This is a genomic window from Citrobacter sp. CK180 (genome assembly GCF_030333655.1).
Classification (GTDB): Bacteria; Pseudomonadota; Gammaproteobacteria; order Enterobacterales; family Enterobacteriaceae; genus Citrobacter_B; species Citrobacter_B koseri.
On record NZ_JAOWFM010000037.1, the window covers coordinates 53,272 to 72,742 of the forward strand.

The following is a 19,471-nucleotide window of genomic DNA, read 5'->3' on the forward strand; positions in this document are numbered from 1 at the left end:
TTTCGCACTTCGCACAGCGCGTCACCAGTGTTGAAAAGGGAACCCGGCGGTTCCCTTTTTATTTTATGCCGCCGCGCACGGCGTACTACCGGTATACCGGCAGAAGGTTAATGCTGGATAGAATATGGATAAGCGCGTTAGCTGCCCCAAAGCATAAAATCAGGACGATCATCGCGTTGCCTCCCCATACCCGATAGTGCGGGCTGTTAAAGCGTTTGCGCGATGCGCGCGCCAGCAGCGCCGGGACAATCGCCGCCCAGACGGTGGCGGCCAGCCCGGCAAAACCGATGGCGTAGATAAACCCATTTGGCCAGATTAAGCCGCCGGTGATGGGCGGCAGAAACGTGACCAGCGCAGTTTTGAAACGTCCTTTTGGCGAGTCGTCGAACCTGAAGAGATCGGCGAGGTAATCAAATAATCCCAGCGTAACGCCGAGGAACGAACTGGCGACGGCAAAGTTGGAGAAGACGGTCAGCAGCAGATCGAGCGTTGAGCTGTTCAGCAAACCGCTCAGCGTCTGTACCAGCACGTCGATATTGCCGCCTTTTTCGGCGATCTCAATAAACGCCGGACGCGGAATATTCCCCATCGTACCGACCAGCCAGATGATATACAGCACCAGCGCCATCAACGTTCCCAGCAGCAGGCAGCGACGGATGGTTAACGGATCTTTGCCGTAATATTTCATCAGACTGGGCACGTTGCCGTGATAACCAAATGAGGCGAGACAGAACGGCAACGTCATCAGGACGTAGGGCAGGTAGCTGGGGCTGACTTCAGCGGTATTGAGTAAAATCGTCGGCTGGACGTGCCAGAGCAAACCGCCAAACGTCATAAAGAAGGTGAGAATTTTAGCGCCCAGCACAATGGTTGTCATACGGCTCACCGCCCGGGTGCTTAGCCAGACAATAAACGCTACCGCCAGGGCGAATAATAACCCGCCGAGCCTGGCCGGAAAGACGATCCCCATTTGTGCAAAGGTATGGTGAATAACCGAACCGCTGGCGGAAATATAGGCGTAAGTCAGAATATACAGCACGAACGCGACGGTCAGACCGTTAATAATATTCCAGCGATTTCCCAGCAGGTCTTTGGTAATCGTGTCGAAGCTGGCGCCAATATGATAATTCAGGTTTGCTTCCAGGATCATTAACCCGGAATGCAGCATACAAAACCAGGTAAAAATTAATGCCAGCAGTGACCAGAAAAACCAGGCGCCAGACATCACCACCGGGAGAGAAAACATGCCCGCGCCAATAATGGTTCCACCGATAATCATTGCCCCGCCGATCAGCGACGGCGCTTTATTTGCGACCGATAATGTAGCCATAGTGCGTTTTCCTCGCGTGGCTATGCCCGTCATTGTGCAGAGAAAAGGGCGATCCCGTTTTTCTCATGCCTGAATGCGTTGAATATCGTATTAAATAGCGGAATCGCGCTCCCGCAGGGGAGCGCGTATCAGAACGTTATTTCACCGGTTTCAGCCGGGCCACAAAGTGGCGCAGCACCGGCGGTTCATAGGTGAAAGTCAGCCCTTTGATCGATGCGGCGCGGGCTTTTACGGCGATTAACGCATCCGCGATATAGTCCATGTGATCGTTGGTGTAGACCCGGCGGGGGATCGTCAGACGCAGTAACTCCATTGGCGACGGTTTTTGTTTGCCAGTGGCCGGATCGCGCCCAAGCAGCAGAGAGCCAATTTCCACGCTGCGAATCCCGGCTTCCAGGTACAGTTCGTTATTCAGCGCATGAGCCGGGAACTGTTCTGCCGGAATGTGCGGCAGCAGCAGCTTCGCATCGACAAATACCGCGTGGCCCCCGGTTGGATACTGGATTGGAATCCCCCCTTCGCGCAGCCGTTCGCCCAGGTATTCCACCTGGTTAATCCGATAGGCGAGGAAATCTTCATTCATCCCTTCTTCGAGGCCGATCGCCAGCGCTTCCATATCGCGCCCCGCCAGCCCGCCGTAAGTGACAAACCCTTCCATCGGCACGCAGCGAATGCGCACGTCGTTGAACAGATCTTCATCATCACGGAAGCAGCACAGCCCGCCGATATTGACCATCGGATCTTTCTTCGCCGACATGGTCAGCATATCCCCATACTGGTACATCTCACGGACGATCTCTTTCACCGTTTTATCCGCGTATCCCTCTTCGCGCTGTTTAATAAACCAGGCGTTTTCGCAGAAGCGGGCGGAGTCGATGACCACCGGAATATTGTGCCGCTTCGCTATTTGATACACTTCGCGCATATTGGCGATGGAAACCGGCTGGCCGCCTGAGCTGTTGCAGGTGACGGTGGTGATAATCGCCGCGACGTTTTCTGCGCCATGTTCCGCGATAGTGGCGTTGAGCAGGTCGATATCAAAGTTGCCTTTCCAGTCGTACCATGAGGTGGTGTCGAACGCTTTTGGCGTCACCACGTTGATGGCTTTCGCGCCGTTTAATTCGACATGGGCGGCGGTCGTATCAAAGTGGAAGTTGGAAATAAAGACCGGTTTTTCGGCGTTGCGGCGGGCAATCAGACAGGGAAACAGGATTTGCTCGGCGCCGCGTCCCTGGTGTGTTGGGATCGTAAACGGGTAGCCGATCAGCTCTTTTACTTTGTCGCACAGATGGTAATAGTTGCGTGAGCCGGCGTAGGCTTCATCGCCCATCATCAGTCCTGACCATTGACAATCGCTCATTGCGCCAGTGCCGGAGTCGGTCAACAGGTCGATATATACATCATCGCTTCTGAGCAGAAAAGGGTTATATCCCGCTTCTTCAAGCGCTTTAACACGGTCGTCCCAGGTGGTCATACGAATGTTTTCTACCATTTTAATGCGGAACGGCTCAGGAATACGTTTCATATTATTTCTCCAATAGCATGTCGCGCTACGTGAACGTTATTTTTGTGCCTTTAACAGGCGCAAGAAATACCGACCAAACGTAGTGTTCAGTTAATTTTTTATTGATGTTGAACGGCTAAGGAGAATTAACGCGGAAAGTCGTTAGAAATACGCGGATCGAGGTTATACCAGAAGTGCAGACCGCCTGCGGCAATGAGGCGATAAAACGATTTGTGTTTCATTACATCGTCCTCCATGAGTGAAAGGGAATTTAAAAATAGCGGAAGATTAAAATTTATCCGCGATAAAAATCACAAAATGTTAAATCTGATACAGTTCAGTTAAGAAAGTTGATGAGGCGCGCATTTTTGCGTTCATTGGGCGGTGTGAGTTTATTCATCTTAATGTGAGGGAATAGCGGGAATACCCTGCCAGAATTGACAGGGTATTTGGACGAGAAGGATCAGAACTCCATTTTTACCGTGAACTGAACTTCACGCGGGTCGCCAATCTGATTACCCAGATTATTGGTGGCAATGGATGAGGTGTAATACGTTTTATCAAACACGTTTTTCACGTTGAGTTGCAGAGTCACCGGGTATTGCAGTTTCATCTTATAGGCTGCGAAGGCATCGGCCACAAAATAACCAGGCAGATAATAGTCCGCGCCGTTGGTGGCGGAGCGACGGCTTACGCCATGTCCGCCGCCGCCAATGGTCAACGTATTGCCCATAAAGGCGTTGTGAATGTCATAGGTCAGGAACAATGAACCGGTATGACGCGGTACGTTAGGCAGCGGTTTCCCTTTGTAATCGGGATCTTCCGTGACTTTTGCTGCGGTATAACCGTAGCTGGCGATGATATTGGTATTGGGCGTCAGCGAGCCTGCGACATCCACTTCCACCCCCTGTGAGCGTACGCGCCCTGCGGTTTTCGCCACGGTTTCGCCATCCACGATTTCGTTGTACAGCACGTTGCGCTTATCAATATTGAACAGGGCGATATTGGCGGTGATGCCGTCAAAGAGATCGAATTTCGCCCCCACTTCATAGGCGGTAGAGGTTTCCGGCGGCAGATCGCCAATGTAGCTGGCAATAGAGTATTGCGGCATAAAGGCGCGCGATACGTTGCCGAACAGCGACACAGAAGGGGTCAGCTTATAGACCATGCCGAATTTCGGCACCCACTGCTGATCCGTGCTGTCGGTGTTGACGTTGAACGGGCGGCCCTTTCCGGCATATTCGGTGTAGTACTGATAGCGCATCCCGGCGACGGCGATCCACTTATCGGTCAGATACAGCGCATCCTGTACGTAAGCGGAATAGCTCTCCTGCTTAATCGTCTGGTCGCTGTCGGAGGCCGAGACGCTGGTGCATTTGCCGAGCGTACCGTAGACCGGATTGTAAATATTAAAGCCTTTCACGTTCTTACAGCGAATCATATCCGTGCGCAGCAGATCGTAATTCTCATAAGAGACGCCGGTCAGGATCTCGTTATAGAAACCAGCGATATCCACGTTTCCTTGTAAATCGGCGCGGGTCGCGTGCATCCGTTGGGTGGAGCCTTGCGTCGCATCCACGCGGCGGGTCAGGTTCCCGGTAGCGGAATCATAAGCCATCACGCGAGCCTGGTTATCGCTGTATTTATCCTGGCTGAAGCTGTAATCAAACTTCGCCGTCCACGCGCTGTTGAAGCGATATTCGGCATTGAGCTGCGCCAGATCCGATTCGCCATCGGTGATATTGAATTTCTCATCAAAGCGGGTTTTCCGATCCACGTTAACCGGCTGTTTGGTATTGAGATCGAAAATGGTGCCGCGATCGAACGGGGCTTTGTAATTACGGTGCGAATAGAGCACGCTGACCGTCGCGTTGTCGCCAAACCAGGTCAGGGAAGGGGAGATGAAGCTGCTCTGGTTAGTGCCATAGTTGCGCCAGTAGTCCTCGTGCTGATACTCGCCGATCAGGCGATACGCCAGTTGGGTGCCTTCAATCGGCCCGGTGATGTCAAACTGGCCTGTGCCGCCGCCGAAGCTGGAGGAGGTAGCGGAAATCGAGCCGCCAAATTGCGTTTGCGGACGTTTGGTCACGACGTTAATCAGGCCGCCGGGATCGAGAATACCGTACAGCGTGGAGGCCGGGCCTTTCAGCACTTCCACCCGCGACGTGGCCGCGTTGAAACTGCGCGGCAATACGGTTTTAAGACCGTTGGTCATCACGGAACCGTCACGATTCGCGCCGAAACCACGGCGAACAAACGCATCCTGCGTTCCGCCCAGCGTGTTGGTTTGCACGACGTTGCTGACGTTATACAGCGCTTCATCGAGCGTTGTGGCGTGCTGATCTTCCAGCACTTTGTCGCTGACGGTATTGACCACCTGCGGGATATCCAGCAGCGGCATCGACGTCAGCGTGGCGGTGGACGAACTCAGCGGTTGATAACCTGATGTGACGGCCTGATCGGCAGAAGAGGCGTCTGCGCGCACGGTCATCGTCTCTTCATTTTTGAGCGGCGAGTTTTCTTTTTCCGCCGCCATGACCGCAGGAGCCGTCGTGATACCCAAAAACAGAGCGGAGCACAGCGCTCGCCCTTTCATCCCAGAAAAATAAGGAGTTAACTTAGCCATCTTTTATTTATTCCGCAAAATACCCTGCCAAAAACGGGAGGGGAAACAGGTTTATCCAGTTCATTGCCCGGCTTGCTAGCCATGCGTTTTATCCATCTTTTAACCAACGTAAACGGCGTCAGATGTGTAATTGAGAATCATTCAATCATGGGCGTTTGTAGTAGTAAACGTAAAAATGAAAAAGAAACTACAGCGGGGGTAACGTCATAAAACCGTAGTGTTATTGTGGGAAGATAATCTTTAATTTATTGATATTTATCTGTTTTTATAAGTTTGTTCGTCTTTTTCTGCGGCGTTTTTGTTGCGTGCGTACGGTGAGGTAACTACAGGGCGTAATTGCTTGACTACTACAGCGCAACCCAGCAAGATCTTAAAGAGAATGAGTTTTATTTTTATTTGAAAGGCTGCGCGCGCTGGCTTTGCCAGGCTGCGACGGCGCAGGAGTGAACATGCCACAGCATGTGGAAAACACCGCCCACAGAACGGGCATTGAGCTGAAACAGCTTTCTGCTGGCTATCGTCAGCACGCCATCGTGCATGACGTCTGCCTCACTATCCCGCAAGGTAAAATGACGGTGCTGGCCGGGGCGAACGGCTCAGGCAAATCCACCTTATTAAGTACGATTGCCCGAATGCTGAAGCCGTTGGGCGGCAGCGTGCTGCTTGATGGTAAAGCGATTCATCAACAGCCGACCAAAGCGGTTTCGCGTCAGCTTGGCATCCTGCCGCAATCCCCGCTGGTGCCGGAGGGATTAACGGTTTTTGAACTGGTTTCGCGCGGGCGTTTTCCCTGGCAGAATTTTCTCCAGCAATGGACCGATGATGACGCACAGGCCGTAGAGCAGGCGTTACAGCTCACCGGAACAACCGACTTCGCCCATTTGCCGGTGGAGAGTCTTTCCGGCGGGCAGCGGCAGCGGTGCTGGATTGCGATGGCGCTGGCGCAGCAAACGCCGTTTATTTTGCTGGATGAGCCTACAACCTTTCTCGATCTGCGTTATCAGGTAGAGATCCTTGAGCTTCTGCACTCCCTGACCCGCCATCATGGTCGTACCGTGGTGGTGGTGTTACATGATCTCAATTTCGCGGTGAATTACGGCGATATGCTGGTCTTTCTCAGACAGGGGCGGCTGGAGGGGATCGTACATGAAGGAGAACACTGTACGCCGGAGCTGATCAAATCGGTGTTTGACGTCGATGTGCAGATGTCGGTGAATCCGTTGACCGGAAAGCCGTTCTTCATGCCGTTTCGTGCCAAGGCTGGAGCGGAAGAATGACGGCTATGGTCATCGCATCAGGCCGCCGTCGTGGTCGATTTCTGCTGGCGCTTCCTGTCTTGCTACTGCTGCTGTTTATGCTGGCGGTGATTCATCTGGGCGTTGGGGCGCGTGCCGTCAGTCCGCAGACCGTCATTCAAGCGTTATTTCACTTCGATGCCAAAAACTTTGATCACCGAATCGTTATCTCTCTGCGTCTGTTGCGTATGGCTGCGGCCATGCTGGTTGGCGCGGCTTTGGGCATAGCCGGCGTTCTGTTACAGGCATTGATTCGCAACCCGCTGGGCGAACCGCACATTCTGGGGCTGAATGCGGGGGCCGCGTTCTCCGTGGTGCTGTGTACCGCGCTGGGCGTCGCGGGGCTCAGTCAGTCACTGGTTGCGGCAGGGGGCGCAGCGGCACTCTTTTCGCTGGTGATGGCGCTCTCTTCCGCCGGGCGTGGCGGACTGACGCCGCTGAAGGTCACGCTCTGCGGCGTGGCGCTGTCGGCGATGGTGTCGTCGCTCACGGCGGCAATCCTTATTCTGGATGAGCAGACGTTGCTGGCGATGCGCACCTGGCTGGTGGGCGATCTCGCGGGGATGAGTTGGGAAAAAGTACGCCAGGCTCTCCTGCCGTCGCTGGTTGGCGTTGTACTGGCGATAGCGATAGCGCCGGGGCTGAATATTCTGGCGCTAGGCGACCGGATGGCCTGTGGGTTGGGCGTTAATATTCTGCGCATTCGTCTGATGGCGATGATCGCCATTGCGCTGCTGTGCGGCGCGGCGGTATCCGTTGCCGGGCCGCTGGGTTTTATCGGGCTGTTGGTTCCGGGCGTCATCAGACGCTTGGTGACGGAAGACATTCGCCAGATGCTCCCGCTGGCGGCGCTGCTGGGGGCGGCAGTGCTGCTACTGGCGGATATCGTTGCCCGAACCCTGCTTGCCCCGCAGGAGCTGGCTACAGGGGTGATGACCGCGCTGGTCGGCGCGCCGGTGTTTATTTTCATTGCGTCGAGATTTCTTAAATGAGCGTTGTTCTGGCGCGTGCCGGGCTGCGCGCATGGCGGGTGGGGAAATTCTCACGCCTTGTCCGGCTGAAAACGGTGTGGTGTGTGCTGGGGTTTGCCACGCTGGCCGCCGTACTGCTGGTTTCGGGCGTGTTGCAGGGGTCGCTTCCCGTTCCGGCTTCCGCCATCGGGCGTGCGTTGTTCTCTCCGCAGGCGTTAACGGAGCAGCAGCAGTATGTTGTCTGGGATGTCCGTCTTCCGCGTTTGCTGATGGCGCTGCTGTGTGGAGCAATGCTGGGGCTGGCTGGCGCGGCGATGCAGTCGATTACCCGTAACGGCCTGGCTGACCCCGGTCTTATCGGCGTGAAAGAGGGGAGTAGCGTGGTGGTACTGGCGTTAGTGCTGCTCTTCCCGTCGGTCAGCCTGGTCTGGCGACCGCTGGCGGGTATTGCTGGCGGATTACTGGTCGCCGCGCTGGTCATGCTGCTGGCCCGTGATTTCTCCCGCCCGCGATTTGTGCTGATCGGCATTGGCGTCTCATGGTTCTTTGCTGCGGGAATGGGCGTTTTTATGACGACAGCCGATGTCCGCGATGTGCAAACGGCGCTGGTCTGGCTAGCCGGAAGCCTGCACGCCGCCACCTGGCCGTTGCTGTGGGTGGCGCTGGGGTGGGCGTTGCCTGCGGCTGTTCTGCTGTTTGCGACGGCGAGAGCATCGGATGTGGCGCTGCTGGGTAATCACACCGCGACCGGGCTCGGGGTGCGTCTGTCTCATCTGGCGCTGCTGCGTTTTATGGCGCCGGTCTTTCTGACCGCCGCCAGCGTCTCCTGCGTGGGCAGCCTGGGGTTTGTCGGCCTGATGGCGCCGCATATGGCGCGTTTTTGCCTGCGCGGAGGGCAAATGGCGCTGCTGTGGGGCAGTGCGCTCATTGGCGCTCTGCTGGTGCTGCTCACGGATACCATCGGGCGTCTGGCCTTTGCGCCGCTGCAAATACCGGCGGGGATCGTGATTGCGCTGGTCGGCGGCCCTTTCTTTTTACTGTTGCTCTGGCGTCGCCGGGATCGTTTGTAATTTTTAAGAGGGTGTATGCGTTTACTTTTTTCGCTGTTGCTGCTGCTGGGGTGCTCTGTACAGGCAGAGGTTGCCACCCGGCCTTTTACCGACGATCTCGGACGCGTGGTGAACGTGCCGCTGCATCCGCAGCGCATTGTGTCGCTACACGATCTTGATATCACCATTCCGCTGATTGAGCTGGGCGTTCCGCCGGTCGCCAGCCACGGCAGAACGCGTCCTGACGGCAGCTATTTCCTGCGTTCGGGCGCGCTGCTGACCGGCGTCGATTTTGATCATTCAACGATAAAGTTTATTGGTACGGCGGACATTGATATTGAAGCGATTGTCGCCGCGAAACCCGATTTGATCATCACCGAGCCGAGTCGCCATACGCCCATCGAACAACTGGAGAAAATCGCCCCGACGGTGAGCATTGATCATCTCGACGGCGGCGCGCCGGAAATTTACCGCAAGCTCGCGCAGCTTACCGGAACTCAGGCTCGACTGGCTATCCTGGAGCGTCGCTACCGGGAAGAGATTGACCGGTTGAAGCACACGGTGGATACCCAACACATTACGGTGTCAGTCATTCAGGCAAATCAGGGAAAAATCAATGCGTTGCACACCTATCATTCGTTAGGACGCGTCCTGCGCGATGCCGGGTTTTCCTTCCCGAAACTGATCGACAGCATTCCGCCGGGAGGGCGGATTGACGTGAGCGCGGAGCGTCTGCCGGAGATGGACGCGGATTTTGTTTTTGCCACCTGGCGCGGTGATACCGGTGGTAAGCCGCAGGATGAAATTGCCGCGATGGATGCTGTGTTGCCGGGCTGGTGCGAGTTTCTTACCGCTTGCCAGCGCGGGCATTACGTTTTGATCTCCCGTGAAGAGGCGATTTCGAACTCCTTTGCATCACTCAGCCTGATGGTTGCACAGGTACAGTCGCATATTGCCGGGCGCCACTTACCGGAGGGGAAATAACCATGCTGACGGCGAAGAAAGTGAAAAATCGTATTGATGTCTACGGCGATCGCTTCCGGGCGCGGGCGCATCTGCTTTCGCCGAGGATGCAGGCGGTGGCGCGTTATATCCATGAGAACCGGGAAGTGGTACTGGAATTTACGGCGATAGAAATTGCGGCCGCCACTCAAACTTCTGACGCGACGGTTGTCCGGGCGATTCAGGCATTGGGGTTTGCCGGGCTGCGCGATTTAAAACAGACCATCGAACACTGGTTTGGCCCGGGTATCACCTCGGAAGAGAAAATGACGACCACGGTGAATACGCTTTCCTGCGATGTAAATTCGAGCATTGATTTTGTTCTGCAAGGGCATCAGCGCACCTGCGACGTGCTGTCTACGCCGCAAAACCGTTACGCGATTGCGCAGGCGGTCGCACTGCTGGTGGAGGCGCGTCAGGTGGGGATATTTGGCATTGGCGCATCCGGGATACTTGCGGACTACACGGCGCGTCTGCTCAGCCGTATTGGCTTACCGTCGGTGGCGTTTAATCGTACCGGGATTAACCTGGCGGAACAGCTGATTGCGCTACAGCGGGGGGATGTGCTGATTATGATGGCGCAGAAATCGCCGCATCGCGAAGGGTTGACGACCATCCGCGAGGCGAAGCGGTTGGGCGTGCCGGTGATTTTACTGACCAATGCGCTGGAATCACGTTTTAGCAAGGAGGCGGATGTGGTGATCAATGTGCCGCGCGGCGGTGAGAACGGGAAAATGCCGCTGCACGGTACGGTGCTGGTTTGCCTGGAAATGATCGTGTTGTCTGTCGCTTCGACAGCCCCGCAGCGTTCGATTAAGTCCGTTAAGCGCATCAATGAATTGTACCGGGGAATTGGAAAGTCAGGGGCAAAGAAATAAATTTAAATATTCTCTCCATCTGATTTTCAGATTTTTTTCATTAAATCTCCATAATCTCTCCATTATTTTCCTGGCAAATAATGCAGGAAAATAATAAGCAAAAAAATCCTTTTCAATGTGCGCAGGAGACGTATAATTAGCCAAAATGAGAACGATCATTCTCACTTTTGAGGTGACGAGGAGATGCGATGAGCAGCAAGCTGGAAATCCGCCAGAAACAACGACAGGATGAGATCATCAACGCCGCGCGCCAGTGCTTTCGCGCAAGCGGATTTCACGGTGCCAGCATGTCGCAGATCGCCGCTGAAGCCCGTCTCAGCGTGGGGCAAATCTATCGCTACTTCGCCAGTAAAGATGCCATTATCGAAGAGATGATCCGCCGTATTATCGACTATCGCATCACGCAGATAGAAGATAAAACCCAGACGGAGCGTATCCCCGGAATCCTGGCCTGGCGGCAAACGCTGAGCGAGGATGATGATGCGCTGATGCTGGAGATGGCGGCTGAATCGACCCGCAATCCTCATGTTGCCGCGATGCTCGAAGAGGCGGATGCGCGGATGTTCGACAACGCCTGCGCGCACCTGAGAAAAACGTGTCCGCAACTCAGCGAGGCCCGCATCCGTTGCTGTGTTGAAGTGATTGCAACCATGATGGAAGGGGCGGTTTACCGTCGCCTGACGCCGCAAAAAAGTGACCCTGATGCGTTACAGGAGATATATCGGGATATCGTTACCATGCTTGTGAATGGCTGAATAAAGAATCTAATAATCAAAGGGAAATAAATTATTTCCCTTATTGTCGTTGTGAGAAATAGCTCATGACGCGATACCGCTGTACCTGAAATAACGTTCAGTCGCCTGGTGCTACCTTGTTAATTTTAACGGGGCAGGCGTTTCTCACCCTGGAAAAAAGATGAAATACATAACAACATCAATTATCGCGCTATTGTTATTATCCGGCTGTGATAATACGCAAACCGACAATACCGCTTCTCCGTCTCAGGAAGTGGGCGTCGTGACCCTTAAAACAGAACCCGTTTCTGTCGTCAGTGAACTGACCGGACGCACCAGCGCAGCGCTCAGTGCCGAAGTTCGCCCGCAGGTGGGGGGCATTATTCAAAAACGCCTGTTTAATGAGGGCGATATCGTCAAAGTGGGGCAGGCGCTGTATCAGATCGATCCCGCCAGCTATCGCGCCGCATGGAACGAAGCGAATGCCTCGCTCAGACAGGCGCAGGCGCTGGTGAATGCCGACTGCCAGAAGGCGCAACGTTACGCGCGGCTGGTTAACGATGACGGTGTTTCCCGCCAGGATGCCGATGATGCGCAGGCCACCTGTGCTCAGGACAAAGCCAGCGTGGAGGCAAAGAAAGCCGCATTAGAAAGCGCGCGTATCAATCTGGACTGGACCACCATTACCGCCCCGGTTTCCGGGCGCATTGGTATCTCATCCGTCACGCCCGGCGCGCTGGTGACGGCTTCACAGGAAACGGCGCTGGCGACCATTCGTGGGCTCGACACCATGTATGTCGATCTTACCCGCTCCAGCGTGGATTTGCTGCGCCTGCGTAAGCAGTCTCTGGCGACCAACAGCGATACCCTGAACGTGACGCTGACGCTTGAAGATGGCACGACCTATAGCGAAAAAGGAAAGTTAGCGCTGACGGAAGTGGCGGTAGATGAGTCTACAGGCTCAGTCACGCTGCGGGCGATTTTCCCCAACCCTCAACAGCAGCTGTTACCCGGTATGTTCGTTCGCGCCCGCATTGATGAAGGGATCATGAACGATGCGATCCTCGCGCCGCAGCAGGGGATCACGCGCGATGCGAAAGGCAATGCGACAGCGCTGGTGGTCACTAAAGACAATAAAGTGGCGCAGCGTACCCTGGAAACAGGCGATACCTATGGGGATAAATGGCTGGTGCTGGACGGTTTGCGTAGCGGCGACCGGTTGATCGTTGAGGGATCAAGTAAGGTCACGCCGGGTCAGCAGGTTAACGCCGTTGATGTACAACTGAACGGAGGCAAAGGCTGATGTTCTCCCGTTTCTTTGTGCGCAGACCCGTTTTCGCCTGGGTTATCGCCATTCTGATCATGCTGGCCGGTATTCTGGCGATTAAAACGCTGCCGGTTGCGCAGTATCCTGACGTGGCGCCGCCGTCGGTGAAAATCTCGGCGACCTATACCGGCGCTTCCGCCGAAACGCTGGAAAACAGCGTGACTCAGGTGATTGAACAGCAGCTTACCGGGCTGGATAACCTGCTCTATTTTACCTCGACCAGCAGTTCCGATGGTTCGGTCAGTATTGATGTCACCTTTGAACAGGGCACCGACCCTGACACCGCGCAGGTGCAGGTACAGAACAAGGTGCAGCAGGCGGAATCCCGCTTGCCGAGCGAGGTTCAACAATCCGGCGTCACGGTGGTGAAATCGCAAAGTAACTTCCTGCTGATTGCCGCCGTGTATGATAAGTCCGACCGGGCGAGCAGCTCAGATATCGCTGACTGGCTGGTGAGTAACGTACAGGACCCGCTGGCACGCGTGGAAGGGGTCGGGAGCCTACAGGTGTTTGGTGCGGAATACGCCATGCGTATCTGGCTGGACCCGGCGAAACTGGCCTCCTATTCTTTGATGCCGTCGGATGTGCAGAGCGCCATTGAAGCGCAAAACGTTCAGGTTTCCGCCGGGAAAATCGGTGCGTTACCTTCCCCTGACACACAGCAATTGACCGCTACGGTTCGCGCGCAGTCGCGCTTGCAGACGGTAGAACAATTCAAAAAGATCATTATCAAAAGCCAGTCTGACGGGGCCGTGGTACGCATCCAGGATGTGGCGCGCGTGGAGATGGGCAGTGAAGACTACACCGCCATCGCTAAACTCAACGGTCATCCGGCTGCGGGGGTTGCGGTCATGCTTGCGCCGGGGGCGAACGCGCTGGATACCGCCACGCTGGTAAAAGATAAAGTCGCTGAATTTAAACGGGATATGCCGCAGGGCTATGACGTGGCGTATCCGAAAGACAGCACCGAATTTATTAAGATCTCCGTAGAGGATGTGGTTCAGACGCTGTTTGAAGCCATCATTCTGGTGGTCTGCGTGATGTACCTGTTCTTGCAGAATCTTCGCGCCACGCTGATTCCGGCGCTGGCGGTTCCGGTCGTGCTGCTCGGTACTTTTGGCGTGCTGGCGCTGTTTGGCTACTCCATCAATACGCTGACGCTGTTTGCAATGGTGCTGGCGATAGGCCTGCTGGTCGATGACGCCATTGTGGTGGTGGAAAACGTCGAGCGTATTATGCGCGATGAAGGGCTGCCCGCGCGCGAAGCTACCGAAAAATCGATGGGGGAAATCGCTGGTGCGCTGGTGGCTATCGCTCTTGTTTTGTCTGCGGTATTCCTGCCGATGGCGTTCTTTGGCGGCTCTACCGGCGTCATTTATCGCCAGTTCTCTGTGACGATTATCTCGGCAATGCTGCTCTCGGTTGTGGTGGCGTTGACCCTGACCCCAGCCCTGTGCGGTTCGATTCTTAGCCATACCGCGCCGCATAAAAAGGGCTTCTTCGGGATATTCAACCGATTCTATAGCCGAACTGAACAGGGTTATCAGCGCGGCGTCCTGCATGTGCTGCGTCGCAGCGTCAGCGTGATGGGCATTTATGCGCTGTTATGCGGGGCGATGGCGCTGGCGATGTGGAAGCTGCCCGGCAGCTTCTTACCGACCGAAGATCAGGGTGAAATTATGGTGCAGTACACCCTGCCCGCAGGGGCGACGGCGTCGCGAACCGCAGAGGTCAATCGTCAGGTGACAGACTGGTTTCTCAATAAAGAGAAGGCCAATACGGACGTTATTTTTACCGTCGATGGTTTTAGCTTCAGCGGCAGCGGGCAGAATGCCGGGATGGCGTTCGTTTCGCTGAAAAACTGGTCGGAGCGTAAAGGCGAAGAAAATACCGCACAGGCTATTGCGCTGCGTGCCAGTAAAGAACTGGGCGCTATTCGCGATGCGACGCTTTTTGCGATGACGCCGCCGTCGGTTGAGGGGCTGGGGCAAAGCAACGGCTTCTCTTTTGAGCTGATGGCGAATGGGGCGACCGATCGCGATACCCTGTTACAGATGCGTAATCAGCTGATCGCCCAGGCAAACCAGAGCGATATTCTGCACGCCGTGCGCGCAAATGACCTGCCGCAAATGCCGCAGCTTCAGGTGGATATCGACAGCAATAAGGCCGTCTCGCTGGGGCTTGGTTTAAGCGATGTGACCAGCACCTTATCCAGCGCCTGGGGGGGAACCTATGTCAATGACTTTATCGATCGCGGTCGCGTGAAGAAGGTCTACATTCAGGGCGACAGCGAGTTCCGTTCTTCGCCTGCGGATCTGGGCAAATGGTTCGTGCGCGGCAGCGATAACAGCATGACGCCCTTTTCCGCCTTCGCCACCACCCGTTGGGAGTACGGCCCGGAAAGTCTGGTGCGCTACAACGGCTCTGCCGCCTATGAGATTCAGGGAGAAAACGCCAGCGGTTTCAGCTCCGGCGCCGCGATGGACAAAATGGAAGCGCTGGCAAACAGCTTGCCTGCTGGCACCACATGGGCGTGGAGCGGGTTGTCATTGCAGGAAAAGCTGGCCAGCGGTCAGGCTATGAGCTTGTACGCCATATCTATTCTGGTGGTTTTCCTCTGCCTGGCGGCGCTGTATGAAAGCTGGTCGGTACCGTTTTCGGTGATTCTGGTCATCCCTCTGGGGCTGTTAGGTGCAGCGCTGGCGGCCTGGATGCGTGATTTAAATAATGATGTTTACTTCCAGGTCGCGCTGCTGACCACCATCGGCCTGTCGTCGAAAAACGCCATTCTGATCGTCGAATTTGCCGAAGCTGCGGTTGCGGAAGGCTATTCCCTGAGCCGGGCTGCGCTGCGAGCGGCGCAGACCCGTTTGCGCCCAATCATTATGACCTCTCTGGCCTTTATTGCCGGGGTTACGCCGCTGGCTATCGCCACAGGGGCCGGGGCGAACAGCCGTGTGGCGATCGGGACCGGAATCATCGGTGGGACATTAACCGCCACGCTGTTGGCTATCTTCTTCGTCCCGCTGTTCTTCGTGCTGGTTAGGCATCTGTTTACCCGCAAGTCCCGTCGTCAGGAGTAAGTTATGTTGCGTATTTTTCTCTTTGTTTTCGCTCTCCTGAGCGCAGGGTGTGTGTCGCTTGATCCGCACTACAGCACGCCCGATGCGCCGGTTCCGGCAAGTTTACCGGGCGCGCAGGGGCAGGGGAACGCTGTCAGCCGCGACTGGCAGCAGATTGTTAATGACGCGCGGCTGCAACAGGTGGTGAACACCGCCCTTAACAGTAACCGTGATGTCCAGAAAGCGATTGCCGATATCGACTCCGCACGGGCGTTGTATGGCGAAGCGCGTGCCTCGTTGTTCCCGACGGTGAATGCTTCACTCAGTTCTACACGCAGCCGTACGCTGGCGAACGGAACCGGAACGAGCGCTGAAGCCGATGGCGCGGTGTCCAGCTTTGAGCTGGATCTGTTTGGCCGCAATCAGAGCCTGTCACGGGCGGCGCGAGAAACCTGGCTTGCCAGCGAATTTACCGCGCAGAACACCCGTTTGACGTTAATTGCCGAGATCAGCACCGCGTGGCTGACCCTGGCGGCAGATAACAGCAATCTGGCGCTGGCCAGGGAGACGATGGCCAGTGCGGAAAACTCGCTGAAAATTGTTCAACGTCAGCAGCAGGTCGGGACAGCCGCCGCAACGGATGTCAGTGAAGCGATGAGCGTTTACCAGCAGGCGCGCGCCAGCGTAGCCAGCTATCAGACTCAGGTGGCGCAGGATATCAACGCCCTGAACCTGCTGGCGGGCACAACGCTGCCGGAAAGCGTGCTGCCCGGTACGCTGGAAAGCCTTGATGCGCAGGTGATTACGCTGGTGCCCGCTGGCGTCTCTTCTTCCGTGCTGTTGCGTCGGCCGGATATTCAGGAAGCGGAACATAACCTGAAAAGCGCCAATGCCGATATTGGCGCGGCGCGAGCGAATTTCTTCCCGACCATCTCCCTGACGGCAAGCGCCGGTGTTGGCAGCGATGCGCTCTCGTCCTTGTTCAGTCATGGCATGAAGGTGTGGTCGTTTGCGCCTTCCATTACGCTGCCGCTGTTTACCGGCGGCAGCAACCTGGCGCAGCTCCGCTATGCCGAAGCGCAAAAACGGGGACTCATTGCTACCTATGAAAAAACGGTGCAAAGCGCGTTCAAAGATGTGGCTGATGCGCTTGCCCGGCGTGCGACACTGGATGAACAGCTGGATGCCCAGCGCCAGTATGTCGCCGCAGAACAAAAAACGCTGGATGTCGGGATGCGTCGTTATCGCGCCGGGGTCGGGGATTATCTGACCGTACTGACGGCGCAACGCACGCTGTGGTCGGCGCAGCAGACGCTTATCGCCCTGCAACTGACGGACAATGAAAACCGCATAACGCTCTGGCAGTCGCTCGGCGGCGGGGCCCGGTAATCAGAGGGAGGTGTTTTTATGGCGCGCGTGTCGCTTTCGTGGGTGCTGATCCTCGGTTTGTTAACCGGGATCGGGCCGCTGTGTACCGATCTTTATCTGCCCGCTCTGCCGGAGATGTCCGAACAGCTGGCAACGACGACCACCCTGACGCAACTGACGCTGACGTCTTCGCTGATCGGTCTTGGGCTTGGGCAACTGCTGTTTGGCCCGCTCAGCGACCGGATTGGTCGTAAGGTTCCGTTGATCCTGTCGCTGTTGCTGTTTATTGCCTCTTCGGTACTGTGCGCGACAACTCAGGATATTCACTGGCTGATCGTCTGGCGTTTTGTGCAGGGCGCGGCGGGGGCCGGTGGTTCGGTGCTCTCGCGCTCTATTGCGCGGGACAAATATCAGGGTGTGACCCTGACCCAGTTCTTCGCGCTGCTCATGACGGTGAACGGCATCGCCCCAGTGCTTTCTCCGGTTCTGGGCGGCTACATTGCCACCGCGTTTGACTGGCGTATGTTGTTTTGGGTAATGGCGGGTATTGCGACACTGCTTTTGCTCTGCTGCATCCTGTTTATCAGTGAGACGCTGCCGCAGCGAACGCGCGGCGCATCGTTATTTTCGACCGGGCGCAGCGTGGTGAAAAATCGTCTCTTTATGCGCTTTTGCCTGATGCAGGCCTTCATGCTGGCGGGGTTGTTTGCTTATATCGGCTCTTCGTCATTTGTGCTGCAAAGCGAGTATGGCTTAAGCCCGATGCAGTTCAGCCTGCTGTTTGGTCTTAATGGGATCGGGCTGATCGTCGCCTCGCTGATTTTTTCCCGTCTTGCGCGTCGAATCACGGCAATGACGCTGCTGCGCGGCGGCTTGCTGTTGGCCGTCATCTGCGCGTTAACCACCTTGCTCTGTGCCTGGCTACAGCAGCCGGTTCTGGCGCTGGTGGCGCTCTTTTTTACCGTCGCCTTTTGCAGCGGAATTGGCACCGTGGCGGGCGCAGAGGCGATGAGCGTGGTGGACGTTCAGGAGTCAGGAACCGCCTCCGCGCTGATGGGGATGAGCATGTTTGTTTTCGGTGGCATCGCCGCGCCGTTGTCAGGGCTGGGTGGCGAAACCATGCTGAAAATGAGTCTGGCGGTGGCGCTCTGTTATGTGGCCGCTCTGCTACTGGCTAGCGGTGGTTCACGCCTTCGTAAATCAGCCTGAGGGCGAACACGCCGATGATCGCGCCAATCACCCTGCTGGCAATGCGCTGAATTCGCCCGTAAGCGCGGCGTACCGCCGGTAGGGAAAAGGCCTGGCTCAGGAAGATGCGCCAGATGACGGAAGAGAGCACGATGCCGGCCCAGGCCATCAGTCTTGCCCATGTCGGGGTTTCCGCGCTGAGCGTGACCGAGAAAATACTGATGAAAAACAGCACCGTCTGCGGATTTGACAGATCGGTTAACAGTCCCCGGCGGAAGAACACGCTCCAGGGGGCGGGAATGGGCTGTTGCAGAGTCGGCATTTGCGGGGTGGCCTGATGGCGGATGCTGTTCCAGGCAAACCATAACAAATATGCGCCGCCGACGATTTTGATCAGCGAGAAAATTTCTTCGCACTGGGTAATCAGGGTCGCCATGCCAAACAGTCCCAGCCCGGAATAAATCGCATCGCCAAGCGCCACGCCCAGCCCCGTTAATACACCGGCCCGACGCCCGGAGGCGAGGCTGGTTTGTACCACCACAAAGAGGTTTGCGCCGGGGTTAAAGAAGGTTAAGACGAACAGGCTGACGGTCAGGACAACCGCGTGCAGAGGTTCCATAGTGAGATTTCCAGGGCCTGATAGTTAACGCCATACTATTTATAGTAAAAGTGCAGGGGTGAGAGAAAGATCACAAATTATGATACATCCGGCTGACTGGATTTTTCCGCTAATCTCAACTAGTTATTTAATCACTCAGAACAGAGCATCCGTTCCGAGAAGGCGATGATAGCGTAATAACACAACCGGAGCTTTTATATGAAGACAGGATATAAAGTATTGATTGGTGCGTTAGCGTTTGTCGTAACCAACGTCTATGCCGCGGAGCTGTTGACAAAGGTCGAGTTTGAGAAAGTGGAGTCGCAATACACGAAGATAGGCACCATTAATACCAGCAATGAGACGTCAACTATGGAGGCAAAAGAGGATCTGCTTAAAAAGGCCGATGAAAAAGGGGCTGATGTGGTCGTACTGACCTCCGGGCAAACCGATAATAAAATTCATGGTACTGCGGATATCTACAAGAAAAAATAAGCTGTCATTGTGCCGGATGGCGACGTAAAACGTCTTATCCGGCC

At 55.7% G+C, this 19,471-nt stretch carries 16 protein-coding genes; 11 read left to right on the plus strand and 5 right to left on the minus strand.

The window, feature by feature from the left end; all coding sequences use genetic code 11:
- Positions 1 to 85: 85 nt before the first annotated feature.
- From mtr to OGV50_RS05800, 4 genes are all read right to left on the minus strand, one after another.
- A complete protein-coding gene (gene mtr / locus OGV50_RS05785; RefSeq protein ID WP_024130622.1) occupies positions 86 to 1,330 on the minus strand; it encodes a tryptophan permease in 1,245 nt (414 codons plus the stop codon).
- A gap of 136 nt (positions 1,331 to 1,466) precedes the next feature.
- Entirely contained in the window at positions 1,467 to 2,855 is a 1,389-nt protein-coding gene (gene tnaA, locus OGV50_RS05790; RefSeq protein ID WP_200093067.1) for a tryptophanase, read from the minus strand.
- A 125-nt stretch (positions 2,856 to 2,980) separates the two neighbouring features.
- The gene (tnaC, locus tag OGV50_RS05795; RefSeq protein ID WP_024130621.1) at positions 2,981 to 3,076 is read right to left on the minus strand and encodes a tryptophanase leader peptide; all 96 of its coding nucleotides are present in this window, start codon (positions 3,074 to 3,076) and stop codon (positions 2,981 to 2,983) included.
- Positions 3,077 to 3,297: 221 nt separating this feature from the next.
- Positions 3,298 to 5,460: a TonB-dependent siderophore receptor gene (locus OGV50_RS05800; RefSeq protein WP_060816139.1), complete on the minus strand. Its 2,163-nt coding sequence runs from the start codon at positions 5,458 to 5,460 to the stop codon at positions 3,298 to 3,300.
- A 449-nt stretch (positions 5,461 to 5,909) separates the two neighbouring features.
- Between OGV50_RS05800 and OGV50_RS05805 the strand changes: the two genes are divergently transcribed.
- From OGV50_RS05805 to OGV50_RS05850, 10 genes are all read left to right on the plus strand, one after another.
- Positions 5,910 to 6,737, plus strand: a complete 828-nt coding sequence (locus OGV50_RS05805) for an ABC transporter ATP-binding protein (protein ID WP_058668675.1) — start codon at positions 5,910 to 5,912, stop codon at positions 6,735 to 6,737.
- Positions 6,734 to 7,747 carry a FecCD family ABC transporter permease gene (locus OGV50_RS05810; RefSeq protein WP_286488381.1) on the plus strand — a complete coding sequence of 338 codons (1,014 nt, stop codon included), beginning with the start codon at positions 6,734 to 6,736 and terminating at the stop codon, positions 7,745 to 7,747. Before OGV50_RS05805 ends, OGV50_RS05810 begins: the two co-directional genes overlap by 4 nt.
- A complete protein-coding gene (locus OGV50_RS05815; protein ID WP_047458603.1) occupies positions 7,744 to 8,796 on the plus strand; it encodes a FecCD family ABC transporter permease in 1,053 nt (350 codons plus the stop codon). Before OGV50_RS05810 ends, OGV50_RS05815 begins: the two co-directional genes overlap by 4 nt.
- A gap of 15 nt (positions 8,797 to 8,811) precedes the next feature.
- Entirely contained in the window at positions 8,812 to 9,759 is a 948-nt protein-coding gene (locus tag OGV50_RS05820) for an iron-siderophore ABC transporter substrate-binding protein (RefSeq protein ID WP_200093071.1), read from the plus strand.
- Between the two features lie 2 nt (positions 9,760 to 9,761).
- On the plus strand, positions 9,762 to 10,655 hold the full coding sequence (locus tag OGV50_RS05825) for a MurR/RpiR family transcriptional regulator (protein WP_012133660.1): 894 nt from the start codon (positions 9,762 to 9,764) through the stop codon (positions 10,653 to 10,655).
- A 188-nt stretch (positions 10,656 to 10,843) separates the two neighbouring features.
- Entirely contained in the window at positions 10,844 to 11,410 is a 567-nt protein-coding gene (locus tag OGV50_RS05830) for a TetR/AcrR family transcriptional regulator (RefSeq protein WP_049009383.1), read from the plus strand.
- A 160-nt stretch (positions 11,411 to 11,570) separates the two neighbouring features.
- The gene (locus OGV50_RS05835) at positions 11,571 to 12,692 is read left to right on the plus strand and encodes an efflux RND transporter periplasmic adaptor subunit (protein WP_286488382.1); all 1,122 of its coding nucleotides are present in this window, start codon (positions 11,571 to 11,573) and stop codon (positions 12,690 to 12,692) included.
- On the plus strand, positions 12,692 to 15,799 hold the full coding sequence (locus tag OGV50_RS05840; protein ID WP_200030815.1) for an efflux RND transporter permease subunit: 3,108 nt from the start codon (positions 12,692 to 12,694) through the stop codon (positions 15,797 to 15,799). Before OGV50_RS05835 ends, OGV50_RS05840 begins: the two co-directional genes overlap by 1 nt.
- Positions 15,800 to 15,802: 3 nt before the next feature.
- Positions 15,803 to 17,167 (plus strand): efflux transporter outer membrane subunit, encoded by a 1,365-nt coding sequence (locus OGV50_RS05845; protein ID WP_012133654.1) that lies wholly within the window; start codon positions 15,803 to 15,805, stop codon positions 17,165 to 17,167.
- 18 nt (positions 17,168 to 17,185) lie between these two features.
- Positions 17,186 to 18,355: a multidrug effflux MFS transporter gene (locus tag OGV50_RS05850; protein ID WP_134769694.1), complete on the plus strand. Its 1,170-nt coding sequence runs from the start codon at positions 17,186 to 17,188 to the stop codon at positions 18,353 to 18,355.
- On the opposite strand, the gene OGV50_RS05855 is transcribed toward OGV50_RS05850, so the two are convergent.
- Positions 18,321 to 18,953 carry a LysE family transporter gene (locus OGV50_RS05855; RefSeq protein WP_115181929.1) on the minus strand — a complete coding sequence of 211 codons (633 nt, stop codon included), beginning with the start codon at positions 18,951 to 18,953 and terminating at the stop codon, positions 18,321 to 18,323. The two genes, OGV50_RS05850 and OGV50_RS05855, sit on opposite strands and share 35 nt — an antisense overlap.
- A 198-nt stretch (positions 18,954 to 19,151) precedes the next feature.
- On the opposite strand from OGV50_RS05855, the gene yahO reads away from it, so the two are divergent.
- On the plus strand, positions 19,152 to 19,427 hold the full coding sequence (gene yahO, locus OGV50_RS05860) for a DUF1471 family periplasmic protein YahO (protein ID WP_012133651.1): 276 nt from the start codon (positions 19,152 to 19,154) through the stop codon (positions 19,425 to 19,427).
- Positions 19,428 to 19,471 lie beyond the last annotated feature (44 nt).